Source organism: Tenacibaculum larymnensis, from assembly GCF_028829235.1.
Taxonomy (GTDB): domain Bacteria; phylum Bacteroidota; class Bacteroidia; order Flavobacteriales; family Flavobacteriaceae; genus Polaribacter; species Polaribacter larymnensis.
On the sequence record NZ_JAIWJY010000013.1, the window covers coordinates 1 to 14,366 of the forward strand.

At 30.6% G+C, this 14,366-nt stretch carries 9 protein-coding genes; 3 read left to right on the plus strand and 6 right to left on the minus strand.

Going from position 1 to position 14,366, the window contains the following annotated elements; translation table 11 throughout:
* Positions 1–153: 153 nt before the first annotated feature.
* Together LCI24_RS15345 and LCI24_RS15350 are read left to right on the plus strand one after the other, a co-directional pair.
* A complete protein-coding gene (locus LCI24_RS15345; RefSeq protein ID WP_274641164.1) occupies positions 154–1,209 on the plus strand; it encodes an AraC family transcriptional regulator in 1,056 nt (351 codons plus the stop codon).
* Between the two features lie 101 nt (positions 1,210–1,310).
* A complete protein-coding gene (locus LCI24_RS15350) occupies positions 1,311–2,564 on the plus strand; it encodes a nuclear transport factor 2 family protein (protein WP_274641165.1) in 1,254 nt (417 codons plus the stop codon).
* A 73-nt stretch (positions 2,565–2,637) separates the two neighbouring features.
* On the opposite strand, the gene LCI24_RS15355 is transcribed toward LCI24_RS15350, so the two are convergent.
* The 6 genes from LCI24_RS15355 to tsaD form a co-directional block, all read right to left on the minus strand.
* Positions 2,638–4,266 (minus strand): pyruvate dehydrogenase complex dihydrolipoamide acetyltransferase, encoded by a 1,629-nt coding sequence (locus LCI24_RS15355; RefSeq protein WP_274641166.1) that lies wholly within the window; start codon positions 4,264–4,266, stop codon positions 2,638–2,640.
* A 3-nt stretch (positions 4,267–4,269) separates the two neighbouring features.
* Positions 4,270–5,265 carry a pyruvate dehydrogenase (acetyl-transferring) E1 component subunit alpha gene (gene pdhA / locus LCI24_RS15360; RefSeq protein WP_099216561.1) on the minus strand — a complete coding sequence of 332 codons (996 nt, stop codon included), beginning with the start codon at positions 5,263–5,265 and terminating at the stop codon, positions 4,270–4,272.
* Positions 5,266–5,407: 142 nt separating this feature from the next.
* Positions 5,408–6,082, minus strand: a complete 675-nt coding sequence (locus LCI24_RS15365) for a hypothetical protein (protein WP_274641167.1) — start codon at positions 6,080–6,082, stop codon at positions 5,408–5,410.
* A 67-nt stretch (positions 6,083–6,149) separates the two neighbouring features.
* Positions 6,150–6,815 (minus strand): M15 family metallopeptidase, encoded by a 666-nt coding sequence (locus LCI24_RS15370; protein WP_274641168.1) that lies wholly within the window; start codon positions 6,813–6,815, stop codon positions 6,150–6,152.
* A gap of 57 nt (positions 6,816–6,872) precedes the next feature.
* Positions 6,873–8,678 carry an LTA synthase family protein gene (locus LCI24_RS15375; protein ID WP_274641169.1) on the minus strand — a complete coding sequence of 602 codons (1,806 nt, stop codon included), beginning with the start codon at positions 8,676–8,678 and terminating at the stop codon, positions 6,873–6,875.
* A 66-nt stretch (positions 8,679–8,744) separates the two neighbouring features.
* Positions 8,745–9,773 carry a tRNA (adenosine(37)-N6)-threonylcarbamoyltransferase complex transferase subunit TsaD gene (gene tsaD / locus LCI24_RS15380; RefSeq protein ID WP_274641170.1) on the minus strand — a complete coding sequence of 343 codons (1,029 nt, stop codon included), beginning with the start codon at positions 9,771–9,773 and terminating at the stop codon, positions 8,745–8,747.
* 217 nt (positions 9,774–9,990) lie between these two features.
* Here tsaD and LCI24_RS15385 point away from each other — a divergent pair, with 217 nt between their 5' ends.
* On the plus strand, positions 9,991–14,358 hold the full coding sequence (locus LCI24_RS15385; protein WP_274641171.1) for a translocation/assembly module TamB domain-containing protein: 4,368 nt from the start codon (positions 9,991–9,993) through the stop codon (positions 14,356–14,358).
* Positions 14,359–14,366: the final 8 nt, after the last annotated feature.

Here is a 14,366-nt window from a genome sequence, read left to right on the forward strand (position 1 = left end):
ATGTTATAGAAACTATACTACCTAGTAAATAGTTCTTGGTTTTTGTTGTCTTAAAAAGGCTTATAATATGTTACTAGGTAATACTATTTTTACTGTAAATAAGATTTGTACATTGAAATTTGTTTTTTAATATTTACGTTTTATAAATACTAAATGAGTTTGGATAACGCAGTTTTATTTTTTATTTGTTCTTTAGGTGTTTTTAATGGGTTTTTAGTCAGTATTTATTTTTTACTGATTGATAAGTCCAAAAGAGTACCTAATTTTATATTTGGGTTGTTAGTTTTCTTTTTAACTGTTAGAATAGGTAAATCAGTTTACACAATATTTACTCGAAGGGAAGAAAGAAATTTGTTAATCATACAAATTGGCTTATCAGCGTGTTTTTTAATTGGTGTCTCTTTATTTTTTTATTTAAAAGCTTCTGTTACTAAAACGAAGAATATTCCATTAAAGTGGAAACTTCATTTTCTTTTATTATCTATAATAATAGTTATAGTTGGTGTTATAAAGCCTTATTCTACTGATGCTCTTTTTTGGAACACATATTTTGTAAAGTTTATTTATTTTGTCTGGGGTGTTTATATAGTATTATCAGCCTTTACTTTAAAAGATACTTTTAGAAAGTTGTTTTCCAATAATGTAAGTAGCACTACTTCAGAGATATGGCTATTAGCTGTTTATATGAGTAGCCTATTAATTTATTTAGCTTATATCGTTGGTTACTTCTATTTTTATTTTGTAGGAACTGTTACTTTCTCAATAGTTTTTTATGGTTTAGTATTACTTTTCCTTTCAAAGAAAAATCGGGAGTCAATTTTTAGAGATTTACCTGAAAAATATTCAGCAAAAAAGATTGAAAGTGACGAAGCCTCTTCATTAAAATTACAATTAGATACTTTAATGGGAGAGCAAGAGTTGTTTAAGAATTCCGGTGTGAAGTTACATGATATTTCAGCTAAAATAGGCATATCTTCTCATAAATTATCTCAATTTTTAAATGATAATTTAGGGAAAAGCTTTGCTATGTTTTTAAATGAATATAGAATTGAAGAAGCAAAGAAAATCATAAGTAAAAACCATAAAATAACATTAGAGAGTATAGGTTTTGAAGCTGGTTTTTCTTCAAAATCAAACTTTTATGCCACTTTTAAAAAAGTAGTTGGACAAACACCTGCTCAGTATCAAAAGCAGTTTTTGGAAGACTAAGTTAGTGCAGAATTATAATTTAGTACACCTAAATTATAACATATCATCGAAATAGAATATTGTTTTAAGAGGTTTGAAGTAAAATTTAAATCTTTTAAAAAATGAAAATTATATCTACGTTAATTTCAGCTTTCTTTTTTATTTCTAGTTTTTCACAAGATAAAGAAGATATTAAAGAAAAACTTCTTGTTAATATCTATGGAAGTAAACAACAAAAAGTAATTAATTATGACAAGAGTTTTGTGTCAGATGATAAGTTGCTTTATGAAAGTATAGATCGTCCAGAAGTAAATTTAACACTTTCAGATAAAGAGTTAATAGAGCAAACACTTAATAATTATATTGAAGGAAGTTCTTATAATAAACTTAATATTTTAAAAGAATCTTTTTCAAAAGATGCAACTCTTTATTTAACAGGAAAAAATGGTTTTAAACAATACAGTCCTGATGAGTATACAAACTTTTTTTCTCCTGATAAAAAAGGAAAATTTAATGGTAGAATAGGAGAAATAATATCTATCGATATCACTAAAGATATTGCCACTGCTAAAGTTGAAATTTTAATACCTAACCGTAAATGGAGATTTATTGATCTTTTTTTATTGAAGAAATTTACTAATCAATGGAAGATTATAAGTAAAACAGCCACAAGAGAGTCGTCAAATGAAACTGGAAATAAAATTTTATTTGTAGTTTCTAACACAGATTATTATTTAGGAACCGCTATTCCCACAGGTAATAGTTTTGATGAAATAATATTAGCTTATGAAATGTTTAAAGATGCTGGCTTTAACATAGATGTTATAAGCCCTAAAGGAGGAGCAATTCCTTTAAAATACTTGAATACGTCAGAAAACAAGAAGAAGGAATATTTATACGATAGTGATTTTATGTATGCTTTAAAAAACACAAAAAAGCCAACACACGTTCATTCGACAGATTATAAAGCGATTTATTATGTAGGAGGAGGAAGTGCTATGTTTAATGTACCTAAGAATAAAGAAATTCAAAAGATAGCAATAGATATTTATGAAAAGCAAAAAGGTGTTATAAGCGCTGTTTGTCATGGTACAGCAGGAATTGTTTATTTAAAGAAAAGTAATGGAGAATATTTAGTAAAAAATAAACGTGTAAATGGGTTTCCAGAAGATTATGAAAAGAAAGACAGAGCATACTTTAAAAGTTTCCCATTTTTAATTAGAAACACGATAGAAAAACATGGTGGGAAATTCTTTTATTCAAGTTCTCCTCTTGAAGCGCATGTAGAGGTTGATGGAAGATTAGTAACAGGACAAAATCCTGCGTCAGTTCCTAAATTGGTAAATGAAGTAATCAAAATTGTTAACTCAAAATAATGCTGATGTCTGATTCAGTAAATAAAAAAGCTCGCAAACTGCGAGCTTTTTTTATTTATGATTTGATTAAAAACTAAGCTAACATAGTAACTGGGTTTTCAATATAGGTTTTTAATGTTTGTAAAAACTGAGCACCAACAGCACCGTCAACAGTTCTGTGATCACATGCTAAAGTTAACTTCATAGTGTTTCCAACTACTATTTCTCCGTTTTTAACTACTGGTTTTTGTACAATTGCACCTACCGATAAAATTGCAGAATTAGGTTGATTGATAATTGAAGTAAAGCTTTCAATACCAAACATCCCTAAGTTAGAAACCGTAAATGTACTTCCTTGCATTTCAGCTGGAGTGATTTTTTTGTTTCTAGCTTTACCCGCTAAATCACGTACAGCAGCGCCAATTTGTGTTAAACTTAATGCATCAGTATGTTTTACAACAGGAACGACTAAACCTTCATCTACAGCTACAGCAACACCTACGTTAATATGACTATGGAATAAAGTATTATCATCGGTCCAGGTAGTGTTTACTTGTGGATGCTTTTTTAATGCCATTGCACATGCTTTTACTACCATATCGTTAAATGATATTTTAGTATCAGGAATTGCATTGATAGTTTTACGAGAAGCCATTGCATTGTCCATATCTACTTCAATATTTAAGTAGAAGTGAGGTGCAGAGAATTTAGAATTACCCAATGCCTTAGCAATAGCTTTACGCATTTGAGAGTTTTTAACTTCAGATGTGTTTTCTTCTCCAGCAATCGCAAAATTAGTTACTGCTGATGGAGCAGCACTACTAGTAGCTACTGGAGCTTCAACTTTAGCAGTTGGAGTATAGTTTTCAACATCTTTTTTGATGATACGACCATTTTCACCAGAACCTTTAATGTCTGCTAAATTGATTCCTTTGTCTTTAGCAATTTTTTTTGCTAAAGGAGATGCAAAAATTCGTCCACCTTTATTATTTGATACAGTCTCTACTGGGGTAGCAACTGTTTCTGTTTTGTTTTCTACTGCTTTAGGAGCTTCTTCTTGTTTTTCTGAAGTTTCTCCACTAGTTAAAGTACCAGCTTTGTGAGCTTCTACTAGGGAAGAAACATCAGTTCCAGCTTCACCAATAATAGCTAACAAACTATCTACAGGAGCACTTTCACCTTCTTGAACACCAATATGTAATAAGGTTCCTTCGTTAAAAGATTCGAATTCCATTGTAGCTTTATCGGTTTCAATTTCAGCTAAAATATCACCTTCCTCAACATTGTCACCTACTTTTTTTAACCAAGAAGCAACAGTACCTTCAGTCATAGTATCACTTAAACGAGGCATTGTTACTACTTTTACTCCTTCAGGTATAGCAGTGTTAGTAGATTCTGTTTTTGGCTCTTCAGTTTTAGGAGCTTCTGGTTCTGTTTTAGCAGGCTCAGAAGTATTTCCATTTAATAATGCAGAAAAATCTTCTCCTTCTTCACCAATAATAGCTAATAAGCTGTCAACAGGGGCTGTTTCACCTTCTTGAACACCAATATGTAATAAAGTTCCTTCGTGAAAAGACTCAAACTCCATTGTAGCTTTATCAGTTTCAATTTCAGCTAAAATATCTCCTTCTTCAACTTTATCTCCTACTTTTTTTAACCAAGAAGCTACCACTCCTTCTTCCATCGTATCGCTTAAGCGAGGCATGTTTATAATTGTAGCCATAGTTTACTTAGATTTTATAAATGGATAATCTTCTTGTTCGTATACCATATCATATAATTGATTTAGCTCTGGATATGGAGATTCTTCTGCGAATTTCTCACATTCTTTAACCATATCTTTTACTTCTTTATCAATTGTTTTGATTTCATCTTCTGTAGCATATTCCTTTTCTTTGATGACCTCTAAAACTTGAGTAATTGGATCTATTTTTTTGTACTCTTCAACCTCGTCTTTAGTACGATAGTGTTGAGCATCAGACATAGAATGACCTCTATATCGGTAAGTTTTCATTTCTAAGAAAGTAGGACCATCACCGCGACGAGCTCTTTGAATAGCTTCATCTACAGCTTCAGCAACTTTGATAGGATTCATACCATCAACTGGTCCACAAGGCATTTCATAGCCTAATCCTAACTTCCAAATATCAGTATGGTTTGCAGTTCTTTCAACAGAAGTTCCCATTGCGTATCCGTTGTTTTCAACAATAAACACTACTGGTAACTTCCAGTTCATTGCCATGTTAAAAGTTTCATGTAAAGAACCTTGACGTGCAGCTCCATCACCAAAATAACATAAAGTAACAGCATCGCTACCTTTGTATTTATCTCCAAAAGCGATACCAGCACCTAAAGGAATTTGTCCTCCTACAATTCCGTGACCACCATAGAAACGGTATTCTTTAGAAAAGATATGCATTGAACCTCCCATACCATGAGAAGTACCTGTAGCTTTACCATATAACTCTGCCATTACACGTTTTGGGTCTTCACCCATACCAATTGGTTGAACGTGATTACGATAAGCAGTAATCATTTTATCTTTAGTCAAATCCATTGCATGTAATGAACCTGCTAAAACAGCCTCTTGACCGTTATATAAGTGTAAAAAACCTCTAACTTTTTGTTGAATGTAAACTGCTGCTAGCTTGTCTTCAAACTTTCTCCAAAATAGCATATCTCTATACCAGTTGATATAGGTTTCTTTGGTGATTTTCTTCATTATATACTTTAGTTGTTTATTTAAATGTTTGTTTGTTTTACCTATAGTAAAACGTAGCTACAAAAATAAGTAGTTTTTAGTAATTTAAAAAAACTTATTACTAAAAGTTGAAGAAAGGTTTTAGACAAAAAAAAGGCGGTAATTACTGCTCCTTAGCTACAATAATTGTGGCTTTTGCACCTGTAGCCAAATTCCATTCATTAGATGAAATTAACATACCAGCGTCATTATATATTTTAAAAGCAGCTGTATTAGGACCTGAGGTTCCTTGATTTAAAGCAACAATCTTTATAGTATTTATTCCTTCATCTAAGGGAAGGTTAAAAGATTGATAACGTTGTTTTAGTGTAAGATTACTAACAACTGGAACATCATTTATATAGATAGTGACTTTGTCTCCATCTGGATATTGATAATCTCTACAAATAATATTAACACTTTTTGACTTAGTACTAAAACTTCCTAAATCTTGATCAATAACAGGGTATTGATACATACCATTAATTTGTTTGAAGGCTTTTAAGTATTGTTCTTCTGCAATTTTAGCTTTGGTTAAAATCCCTTTATTTTCTAAATCTTTTTGAGCTTGCTTTTTTTGAAGTTCTTTTTGTTGTTTTTGATGAGCGGTTTTAAACCCGTTATTATTATCAAAATCTAGCGTTTTAGGCTTTTTTACTTCTTTAGCAGGCGCAGTAATAACACCAAAAGAAGAATTTTCCTTTTTTTTACCACCAATTGTACCATCCATCTGTGCAAAAACATTGGATGTTACGCTACATAAAAAAACGATTACAAGTGTTGGTACTATTTTTATCATTGCAAATAAGTCAAAGCAAATATAATGCCGATTTTTAAGTGTTTTTAAAATTTAGAGTTAAAACTAATTATTTTACAGGAAAATCAAAAAAGGTTTTAGGAAATGGTTCTCCTCTTAAGGTAAAATGCCACCATTCTTTACTATAAGATCTAAAACCATATTTACGCATTACTTTTTGTAGTAATTGCCTGTTCTTTTTTTGTTGTTTAGTAAGATTATGATAAGTAATGTGAGAAGAAACTCCAAAAAAGTCATATGGACTCCCCATGTCTAGTTCTTTACCTGTTTCTAGATGTATAATTGTTAAATCGACAGTACTTCCTCTAGAATGTCCAGATTTTGAAGAAATATACCCTTTTTTAAATAAATGACGTTTATTAATCTCAGGATAGTATTGTTGCTTCATTAATGTATCGTTCATTACTCGAGCCCATTTTACAAAATGGTTTACTGCTGTTTGTGGACGATAAGCATCATAAACTTTTAAGCCTAATTTTTGACTTGCTAACTCATCTTGAACTTTTTTTAAAGCTTTAGCAGTAGGAGTGGTAGCTATAAGAGTATTTTCTTCATATCCATTAACTGGAACTCCCATAAAGTTGTTGTTATGACAGTATCTTAATTCGCCTTGAATGGTAGGAGATATATCTTTTATATATGAAAATCCTTTTGGTAATTTCTGAGATTGAACTGCTAGTGAGGTAAGTAAAAATAACGATAAAATCCATTTCATAGGGTAAAAGTAATGAAATGGATTTTAACAGTTTCTCTCTTAATGAAAGATTAACTTTTATTTATCTAAAAAATCTTGATAGGCTTCCTGACTGATAGCTCTTCCTAAAGAATCTAAAGGCTGATAATTGCCTTCTTGTATTACAGGTTTATTACTTACATAATCATAAACAAAAGTTCCGTTTTTAGATACAGTACCAAATCCTTTATTAAAGACATAATGTACATATTGATTTTCAGAAGTGTTAAAAATGTTTTTTCCAAACTTAAATTGTTCTGGTTTACCCCCCAACATGTCTGTTAAAGTATATGCTAAATCACTTTGAGCGCTAAAATTATCAATAGTAATTCCTGTTTTGTTAAGAGCTCCACCCAACCAAACCATTGGGATTTGAAATCTTTTAGGAGAATTAAAATATCCTTTATGTTTAGGTAATGGATGTCCGTGATCAGATAAAATAACAATTAATGTATTGTCCCACCAAGGTTGCTTTTTGGCTCCGTCAATAAACTTACCTATAGCTTTGTCTGTATAAGCTTGAGCACTTCTGTATAAATTTTCTACAGAATTTTTACCGAATTTATATTCTCCAGGAAATTCATAAGGTTCATGACTAGTTAATGTAAGAGCTACTTCAAAAAAAGGTTCTTTAAGGGTAGGTGAAGATAAATCTTTCATAAATCGATCTAAAAAGATATGATCATGTGCTCCCCATTTTGAGTTCCAGTTTTCTTTGTCAAACTCAGTTCCATCTACAATTTTATCAATTCTACCATTACGTAAATAAGTAATCATGTTTCCAAAATTACTATCACCACCATAATAGAAACTAGTATTGTATCCTAATTTTTTCATTTCCTTGGTAAGCATTGGTAGTTTTCTTGCTTTATATGGGATTTTCATGATGCTTTTTGTTGGCTGAGGGTAATAACCACTTAAAATAGCAGGAACCCCTTTGTCTGTTCTGTCCCCATTTCCATAGAAATTAGTAAACGAAATACCTTCTTTAGCTAGTTTATTTAGGTTTACAGTAACATCAGGCTCACCACCTAGAGCACCCACAGCTTTTGCTGAAAGGCTTTCCCAAATAAGGATAATAACATTAGGTTTTTTAGTATTTAAAATAGAGTCTGTACTTGCTGTTAAAAGTTGATTCTTAGTTTTATTGATGATGTCTTTAGTAATATTATTCTTATAGTGCACATAAGGATTTTTACCATCAGTTTTATGACTAATCGTATTAGCAAAGTTCCAGATGAAATTTACCGCAGCGTGATTAGCAAACATGTTTTTGGAGAAGTATACATTACTTTGGTTAATAGGAATATTGGCAAAACCACCTCGCATAGGGATTATTAAACTTCCTATTAGTAATAAAAACACCGGGGCTTCTAAAAAATGTTTCTTATTTAATTTATCTAGTGCTTTATTTAAAACTTTATTAAATAAGTAAATAGCAATCGCAGAAAGTAAAATCCAAGCAAATAAACCGCTAATCAATTGTAAAGTGCTTACTGAAGCGAGCATTGCTTTAGGAGTGTTAATGTAATTTAAGACAGTTACGTCTATTCGAACTCCCCAGAACTTATACAAAGAAATATCCGTTAACATAAACAAGTTAATTACTGAAAGAATAGGAAAAGTGTATCCTTTAATAATGTAACCGATAACTTTTTTAGGAATCCATATTGAGAGTAAAATAACTAAAAAAGGAATAGCAGCTAAGTAAGCCGCAAAAGAAAAGTCTAATTGAATACCATATACAAACGTTTTTAACGTAGTAAAAAAACTTAATTCAGAAGTTTTATCGAAGTAATACAATAAGAACAAAAAGCGAGCGAGTAAAAAATATACTACCCACAAAAAATAATATGTAATACTAAAAAGAAATCTGTTTTTAAAGTTAGTCATTGTAGTATATAAAGAGATTTATTCAGTAACTTTTAAACGAGCTTTAGCAGTTACAGAAATATCAGAATAATCATTGTTTAAATATTTTAAATATCCAGCTATAGCAATCATTGCAGCATTATCAGTAGTGTATTCAAACTTTGGAATGTAAGTTGTCCACCCCCAGTTTTTTTCTGCTAAAGTTAAACGTTTTCTTATTTCTGAATTGGCAGAAACACCACCAGCAATTGCTATATGTTTAATACCAGTTTGTTTTACAGTGTTTTTAAGCTTATCCATCAAAATTTCAATAATAGTATATTGAATGGAAGCACAGATGTCATTAAGATTTTCTTTAATAAAATTAGGATTCTCTTTTACGTTTTTTTGAATAAAATATAAGATTCCAGTTTTTAAGCCACTAAAACTAAACTCCAAATCACCAACCTTAGGTTTCGTAAATTTAAAAGCTTTGGGATTTCCTAATTGAGCATATTTATCAATTAGAGGTCCTCCTGGATAAGGCAAACCTAAAATTTTAGCAGATTTATCAAATGCTTCACCAACTGCATCATCAATTGTTTCACCTAAAACTTCCATTTCAAAATAATTAGTGATTTTTACAATTTGTGTGTGCCCACCACTAATAGTTAAGCAAACAAAAGGAAATGGAGGTATTTTACTTTCTTCTTCTTTAATAAAATGAGCTAAAATATGTGCTTGCATGTGGTTAACATCTATCAAAGGTATGTTTAGTCCTAACGCTAAAGACTTAGCAAAAGAAGTACCAACCAATAAAGAGCCCATTAACCCTGGACCACGAGTAAAAGCTATAGCATTTAAATCGTTTTTTGTTATGCCCGCCTGTTCAATAGCTTGTTGTACAACAGGAACAATGTTTTGTTGATGTGCCCTTGAAGCTAGTTCAGGAACCACACCGCCATATTTGGCATGAACTTCTTGGTTTGCCACAACATTGCTTAACACTTTACCATTACAAATTACCGAAGCGCTTGTGTCGTCACAAGAACTTTCAATACCTAAAATATAGATGTTTTCTGTACTCAAATCTTTCCGGATTTAGGTTACAAAAATATTGATATTACGTTAGATTTTCGTTAAAAATAACATTTCTTTAAAATAAGGCAGCATTTTTGCAGTTTGCTGATTACTTTTGTTAATAGGATTATAAATAAGGGAAGTTATTAAAAGATTAGGGAACATAATAGGTAGAATAATAAAGTACGCAGTACTTTTTCTGCTCTTGCTTTTTCTTTTACTATCGTTGCCTTTTGTACAAAGCCAACTTGCTAAACAAGCAACGAATTGGGTAAACAAAGAGTTTAATACCAATATTGTTGTAAAAAAAATTGATTTATCATGGTTAGGAAGTGTTCAGTTAAAAGAAATTGAGATTAGAGACCATCATAAAGACACCTTAATTTTTGTAAATAATCTAACTACTTCCTTACAGAATGCCAAACGAATATTAGAAAATAAAGTAGATTTAGGTGAAGCCTCTTTAAGTGGAGTTCATTTTTATATGAAGACCTATAAAGGAGAAAAGAATGATAACATGTCTATTTTTGTAGACAGTTTTGAAGATGGAAAGCCCAGAGACAGTTTAGCTGCACCATTTATTCTTAAAAGTGATAAAATTACTTTAGAAGATTTAACTTTTAAGTTAATGGATGAAAATAAGCAAGATCCACTTGAGTTTGCAGCATATAAAGCAGGAGCGGAATTAAACGATTTCTCGATTATAGGTCCTGATGTTTCTATGAAAATAAGAAATATGTTTTTCACAGGAAACAGAGGGATTAACGTGTCAAATTTATCGACAGACTTCACGTATACAAGATCCTACATGGATTTTAAAAATACAACGTTAGAAACAGATAATAAAACTAAACTCCAAGCTAAAGTTAAGTTTATTTATAACAGAAAAGATTTTGTAAACTTTAATGATAAGGTAAGAATAAAAGCTAAGTTCCAAGAAAGTGTAGTTTCAGTAAAAGATTTAAATAAGCTATACAATGAAATTGGTGGGCATGATTTTTTATATATAAGCGGAGATATTGATGGAGTTCTAAATAATTTTAGTGCCAATAATGTAAGAGTACATTCAAGGGGAGGTATGAGAATTATTGGAAATATGGGGTTTGTTAATGCCGTTAAAACCAGTAGAGGTTTTGTGTTTGATGCAGACTTAGATAACCTTACAGCAAATTACTTTCAATTAAGAAATGTACTACCTAACTTATTAGGTAGAACATTACCAACAGAATTTCAAAGACTTGGAAATTTTACTTTGAATGGGATAGTTAGAGTGACTCCACAACAAATGGATGCTACTGTATCAGTAAAATCAGAAATCGGAACTGCAATTTCAGATCTCCAATTAACAAATATTGATAATATAGATAAAGCAGAGTACACAGGAGAGGTAGAGTTTAAAGATTTTGACCTTGGTGTTTTTGCTAACGACCCTGTATTAGGAACCGTTTCGTTAAAAGCAGATGTTAATGGAAGTGGATTTAATGTTGATAATGTCAATACCATAATTATAGGGAGAATAAGTAGTCTGTTTTTTAATAAATATGAATATAAAAACTTACAAGTAAACGGACAGTTCCAAAATAAAAAGTTTGATGGTTTACTAAATGCAGACGATGATAACTTCAAATTAAAATTTGAAGGACTAGCAGATTTTTCATCAGAGATTAACAAATTTGATTTTATTGCTGATGTTGATAGAATTGATTTGAAGAAAACAAACTTATTTACTCGTGATAGCATTTCTGAGTTAAAAGGAAATATTAATTTAAACATTTCTGGAAACACATTTGATGATATTGTAGGGAAGGCAACCTTTAAAAATTTAGTATACAGAAATCAAAAACAGAGTTACCCTTTTAAGAGTTTTGAAGTAAATTCATCCGTAAAAGATAGTATTAAAAATATTGAAGTAAACTCGGAAGATATTGTAAAAGGATACGTAAAAGGAAAGTTTTCTTTTGAAGAGTTATTACCAATTACACAGAATGCTTTGGGTAGTGTGTATACAAACTATCGTCCGCATGAAGTAGCACCAAATCAGTTTTTAGATTTTGATTTCACAATTTATAATCAAATTATAGATGTTTTTTTACCCAACATTTCAATAGGAAAAAATACACGATTAAAAGGACGTATTAATTCAGATAAAAATTCATTAAAACTTACATTTGAGTCTCCTGAAATAAATGCATATAAAAATATAATTGAAGGAGTAGTACTGAGGTTAGATAATAAAAACCCTCTATATAATACTCACTTAACAGCTAATAAGGTTAATACAAAGTATTATAATATTGAAAAATTAAATCTGTTAAACCGTACTCAGAATGATACATTGTTTTTTAAATCTCTATTTAAGGGAGGAAAAGATTATGCAGAGAGCTTTAGCTTAGATTTCTTTTATACAATAAATGAATTTCAAAAATCTGTTGTGGGAATTCAAAAATCTAAATTACACTATAAAGGTTTTGATTGGTTAATAAACCCTAGTGATGACAGAAATAATAAAGTAACATTTGATTTACAAAAAGATGATTTTACAATTAGTCCGTTTGTTTTTAAATCAGGAGAACAAAGAATAGATTTTAAAGGAATTGTAAGAGACAGTACTTATAAAGACATACAAGCAAACTTTAATAAAGTAAAACTAGCTAGTTTTTTACCACCAGTAGATAGTTTAAAGTTAGATGGAAAACTAAACGGAAGACTAGAGTTTAAACAAGAAAATGAAATTGTAGCTCCAGAAGGAAACTTATATATAGAAGATTTTTACATAAACGATTATTCACAAGGAAATTTAACACTGAATGTTACGGGAGATAACTCTTACGAAAAATATAATGTCAATTTATCTTTAGAAAATGAAAATGCAAAGAATATATCCGCTACTGGAGGAATTGACTTTTCTACAGAGAGACCAGTTATTGACCTAGATATTTATCTGAAAGAGTATGATATTGCTGCTTTCAGTCCATTAGGAGAAGACGTTTTGTCTAAATTAAGAGGAAAAGTAACAGGAGACTTTACTGCAAAAGGGTATTTGAGAAATCCTGATTTTAAAGGAATCTTAAATTTTGAGAATGCAGGATTAGCTTTTCCGTATTTAAATGTGGATTTTGACTTAAAAGGAAATACAAGTGTTGTTTTAGATAAACAAGAATTTATTTTTCAAGACATAATTCTAGAAGATACAAAGTACTTAACACAAGGAGATTTATCAGGAAGTATTGTACATCAAAATTTTAAAGACTGGTTTTTGAATTTTGACATTAACACTCAAAACTTATTGATTCTGGATACACAAGAAACTGAAGAGTCTCAGTACTATGGAACAGGATTTTTAAATGGAGAAGCAAAAATCAGAGGACTTACAAGTTATTTAGATATTGAGGTTAATGGAAAAACAAACAAAGGAACTTTATTTGTAATTCCGCTAAGTGATGTTAAAACGATAGATAATTATAAGTTAATCCGATTTAAAACAGGAGAAGAAGAGGAGGGAACAAAAGGAAAGGTTATTGGAGATATTAAAGGTCTTGACTTAAGATTAAATTTAGCTGTAACTAAAGATGCAGTAGCTCAGGTGGTAATTGATAAAGTTTCGGGGAGTGAGTTAAAAGGAAGTGGAGAAGGAAACCTTAGAATTGATATTGATACACGAGGTAAGTTTAACATGTTTGGAGATTTTACCGTAGACAATGGTTTTTATAATTTTAAATATGCAGGAATAACAAAACCTTTTATTGTACAAAAAGGAGGAACTATTTCTTGGAACGGAGATCCATATGAAGCAGATTTAGATATTACCGCAGTATATAGAACTAAAGCAAACCCAGCACAGTTACTAGATAATATTAATTCAAATCGTAAAATTCCAATTGACCTATACACGAAAATTACAGGAGGGTTATTTAGTTCAAAACAAGAATTCGATATTAAAATACCAAATGCAAATTCAACAGTTAGTTCGGAGTTAGAGTTTATTTTGAATGAGAATGATTTAAATACCAAAATGCAACACTTCTCGTTCTTGTTAGCCTTTGGTACATTTTATAATCCAGATGCTATTGGTAGTAGTGCTAGTTCAGGAATTACAGGAACAGCCTCTGAAATTGCTTCAAGCATTTTAACAAACATGTTAAATAGTGATGGAAATAAATTTCAATTAGGAGTTGGGTATACACAAGGAGATAGAGGAAATGTAGACAACCTTAATTCAGACGATCAGGTAGATGTATCTGTATCAACGCAATTAAGTGATAGAGTATTGGTAAATGGAAAAGTAGGAGTACCGGTAGGAACTAACACACAAACCAGTGTTGTTGGAGAGGTAAAAGTAGAGGTACTTTTAAATGAAGAAGGTAATTTAAGGGGGACAGTATTTAACCGTCAAAATGAAGTACAGTATTCTACCGAAGAAGAAGGATATACACAAGGAATAGGTATTTCTTATCAGGTTAATTTTAATAACTTGCGCGATTTAGGAAAAAAATTAGGTTTAAATAAAAAAGAAAAGAAGAAAGAAGTTAAAAAAGATACGTTGAAACCAAAGAAAAAAGGACTGATAAACTTTAAATCGAAAGAAGAAAAATAACCAAACTA

What these genes read in the sequence shown, in the direction of transcription:
- LCI24_RS15370 (WP_274641168.1), bottom strand. Translation starts at nt 6,815, where the DNA reads ATGAAATGGATTTTATCGTTATTTTTACTTACCTCACTAGCAGTTCAA.
- LCI24_RS15345 (WP_274641164.1), top strand. Translation starts at nt 154, where the DNA reads ATGAGTTTGGATAACGCAGTTTTATTTTTTATTTGTTCTTTAGGTGTT.
- LCI24_RS15365 (WP_274641167.1), bottom strand. Translation starts at nt 6,082, where the DNA reads ATGATAAAAATAGTACCAACACTTGTAATCGTTTTTTTATGTAGCGTA.
- LCI24_RS15355 (WP_274641166.1), bottom strand. Translation starts at nt 4,266, where the DNA reads ATGGCTACAATTATAAACATGCCTCGCTTAAGCGATACGATGGAAGAA.
- pdhA (WP_099216561.1), bottom strand. Translation starts at nt 5,265, where the DNA reads ATGAAGAAAATCACCAAAGAAACCTATATCAACTGGTATAGAGATATG.
- LCI24_RS15350 (WP_274641165.1), top strand. Translation starts at nt 1,311, where the DNA reads ATGAAAATTATATCTACGTTAATTTCAGCTTTCTTTTTTATTTCTAGT.